The 620-nt window shown below is 29.4% G+C and carries 2 protein-coding genes; both read right to left on the bottom strand.

Features of this window, described 5'->3' with window-relative positions:
• Positions 1-402 (bottom strand): helix-turn-helix domain-containing protein (locus tag LN736_RS18850; RefSeq protein ID WP_229982214.1); only part of this gene is annotated, 402 nt, incomplete at its 3' end.
• Positions 403-411: 9 nt separating this feature from the next.
• Positions 412-620: IS200/IS605 family transposase (gene tnpA, locus LN736_RS18845; RefSeq protein WP_229982213.1), on the bottom strand; the 209-nt coding region annotated here is incomplete at its 5' end.

The raw sequence follows: 620 nt of genomic DNA, 5'->3' as shown, positions 1-620 counted from the left end.
CATGGATTTTAATTTAGGTAATTTAATATGTTCATCTTTGATATAAACTGTTCCATTTTGATTATTGGTTGTATAACTGTTATAGTTACTTTTCTTACTTTTGAATTTAGGGAAACCTATTGATTTATCTCTAAAGAAATTTTTATATGCTTTATTTAGATCCATTTGAGCATTTGCCAGAGCAAGACTGTCTACTTCTTTAAGCCACTCAAATTCTTTTTTATACTGTGCTGGAGTAGGATACTTAATCTTTTTAATATCCAAATCTTTGTTTTCCTTATAAGACTTAATTCTATCAGCCAGCATTTGGTTATATATAAACCTGACACAGCCAAAAGTTCCAGCAAAATACAATTTTTGTTCTTTGTTCGGATAAATTCTGTATTTATATGCTTTTAACACATTTTCGCCTCATTTCATTCCTTGATTTTCAATGTACTCCTTAACTATATCAATTGGAACACCACCAGTTGTTATAAGGCAATAACTTTTACTCCAGAAGTACTCTTTCCATAATTGTTTTTTTATTGATGGGAACTCCTTTTTTATAAGTCTGCTGCCGGCACTCTTATAAGCATTTATAAATTTTGATATATTTGTATTTGGTGATCCTCTAAACA

This window comes from Clostridium aromativorans, from assembly GCF_020908015.1.
GTDB classification, from domain to species: domain Bacteria; phylum Bacillota; class Clostridia; order Clostridiales; family Clostridiaceae; genus Clostridium_B; species Clostridium_B aromativorans.
Note: the sequence above shows the minus strand (reverse complement) of the source record. Positions and strands in the feature narration are given on the sequence as shown.